Raw genomic sequence first — 2,349 nt, forward strand, 5'->3', positions numbered from 1 at the left:
ATGGCTTCGAGTTCAATATTTACATGGTCTATGTACCCTAATGCATACGCCGCATAACAATTGGTTCAAACCGTTCGCTGCGCTCTCTGGGACGGGCTAAAGCCCGCCCCTTAACCAAACGTTAGGCAAACAAAGCAAAGGAATGTGCTTGCATGGAAAATCGCGGAATCAATAGTTCAAAATCGTGTATTTCTCATGAAAATAATTTTGGGTATTTGAAATCGCGGGCGGGCCAAACAATCCTGGTTCAGCAATATCCGGCACACCGGCCATGGCATCGCGCTGGCGCTGAGGCGCTCCAAAATCGCCAAGCAGAAAAAGCACATGAAACGGCACAAACAGCATGAAAGATCAGGCACAGCACTTAAAAGCAAAAGCATTGCCAGCTATCGTGCTGTTTCCGCTTACAGCGCTCGGCTCAAGCGCGAGCCTAACAAGCGGTTCAAATCACTCGCTTCGCTCGCTGGGACGGGCTAAGCCCGCCCCTTAACCTGAACGTTAGAGAAATCAGTTCAAAATGGAAATATCCTTAAAAATATTATTTGTAACACTGTTCTTTATTGCTGCTTTCGTTGCATCCTCAATTTGTATACTTTTGGTTTATAGAGTCAAAGTCGCTAAAAGCACAGAAAAGGAATTATTAATTAAAACCGGGCTCAGAATAATAGTCCATTCCGGAATCCTACTTGCCTGCTTGCAGATCATTGACCAGGTGCTAAACAGACCATCCAAGCTACAATTTATTTGCGACTCTATGCAGGGTGCAGATAAATTCAATAGTTTCTATATTGAGAATTGCACTCCTAGCATTTGGACAGAACTCTTTACAGAGCTATTTTCATCGGGAGTCACAGCTGCCTCTTGGTTAATACCATTCATACTTGCCGCCACCGGGGTGAACGTACTTTCCCATGGTCTACTGCTAGAGAAAACTCACTCAGAACAGCCAGAAGATGATTGGTGCAAGAGTAAACCTTCACTCTTGGCTCATTGGTTTACATGGCTTTCTAGAAAACTGACTTAGTGACTTCTCTAACAATTGGTTCAAATCGCTCGCTCCGCTCACTGGGACCGGCTAAAGCCGGCCCCTTAACCAAACGTTAGGCAAAACATGGATCGTCAGTCTTCACAAAATACGCCATTAGACATTTACCACGGCGTTCCCAGTGGCTGGTCCAAAGCTGAAATCGTTTCATTACATAAGTCGCTGGGCGGCTCTTTTGAAATCGATTCTGGCGAGGCATCTGAACCCGGTGCGCCTTCCTGGATGCCTGATCGCTACAACTGGCTACAGTATAGAAAATCACTATATGAAATAGGCAACGGAATTAAGAAAGGCGACAAGGCCTGTATAGAGTTAGCAATCAGATATATTGAGATGGACTACTTTGGGTCTTACTCAGGCTTTATAAAAGAAAGACTAGCCAGGCTCTTAAAACCTCAAGAGCTGTCAAAGCAACAAATCGCCAGGCTAAAATTTCACTTCGAGCACCTAGTAAAAAATAAGCGATGCCTTCAAGAATTCAGGGAATACAAAAAGCTAGTGAGCAGAATCCAGCTGAGCGAAAATGCCTAACAACTGGTTCAAACCGTTCGCTGCGCTCACTGGGACGGGCTAAAGCCCGCCCCTTAACCAAACGTTAGAGCACACATTCAATATTGGAGAAAGTCATGGAAAATAGAATTGAACCCGGAAAATATATTGATGGTTGGCACATCGGTATGGCCCAAAAAGAAGTAATTGCATCATTTGACCAAAAGCCGAGAAAAACAGGATGCCATCTAAACTACAAAGGCCATTTTTTCGGATTTGATGAAAATGAAAAACTTATATATATAGAGGTCTGGGGTAAATACACTGGCACATACCTCGGCATAGGTGTGGGGTCTAGCCTAAAGCAGGTTTCTGATTCTATTGGAACACCCTACTTTGATAGTGATAATTGTTCCATTGAAACAAATGGAGCGCCCGAGCTAAGAATTGAGCTAGCACCTTCAAAAATGGACACTCTTTATGAGTTGGAAGTTACAGACCTGGAAGACATTAACCACTTAAAAGGCTATAAACTAGAAGATCTTAAAATATCTAAAATTGGCATTAGAGCTCCAGCGCGAAAAACATCTTAATTTTTTGTAATTCGTGCTACTCACAACATCTGATTCAGAGATGCCTGCATCACTTTATTAAGTTTTTCCTAAGTGGCTCTAACTAGCGGTTCAAGTCGTTCGCTTCGCTCACTGGGACGGGCTAAAGCCCGCCCCTTAACCAAACGTTAGGCTCTTCAGCATGCATCAAAAGCATATCGCCCAACTCATTGCCACGGCGCTTCAGTGCAGCACTGATGACCT

Annotated in this window: 3 protein-coding genes; 2 read left to right on the plus strand and 1 reads right to left on the minus strand. The window is 44.0% G+C overall.

Features of this window, described 5'->3' with window-relative positions; translation table 11 throughout:
* Positions 1–168 precede the first annotated feature (168 nt).
* Positions 169–345, minus strand: coding sequence for a hypothetical protein (locus tag D8779_RS20585; RefSeq protein ID WP_167492609.1), 177 nt, complete (start codon positions 343–345; stop codon positions 169–171).
* Positions 346–1,111: 766 nt separating this feature from the next.
* Between D8779_RS20585 and D8779_RS20465 the strand changes: the two genes are divergently transcribed.
* Positions 1,112–1,576 (plus strand): hypothetical protein, encoded by a 465-nt coding sequence (locus tag D8779_RS20465; protein WP_136666454.1) that lies wholly within the window; start codon positions 1,112–1,114, stop codon positions 1,574–1,576.
* A gap of 95 nt (positions 1,577–1,671) precedes the next feature.
* The gene (locus tag D8779_RS20470; protein ID WP_136666455.1) at positions 1,672–2,127 is read left to right on the plus strand and encodes a hypothetical protein; all 456 of its coding nucleotides are present in this window, start codon (positions 1,672–1,674) and stop codon (positions 2,125–2,127) included.
* The last annotated feature ends 222 nt before the right edge of the window (positions 2,128–2,349 follow it).

It is taken from the genome of Pseudomonas leptonychotis (assembly GCF_004920405.1).
Taxonomy (GTDB): domain Bacteria; phylum Pseudomonadota; class Gammaproteobacteria; order Pseudomonadales; family Pseudomonadaceae; genus Aquipseudomonas; species Aquipseudomonas leptonychotis.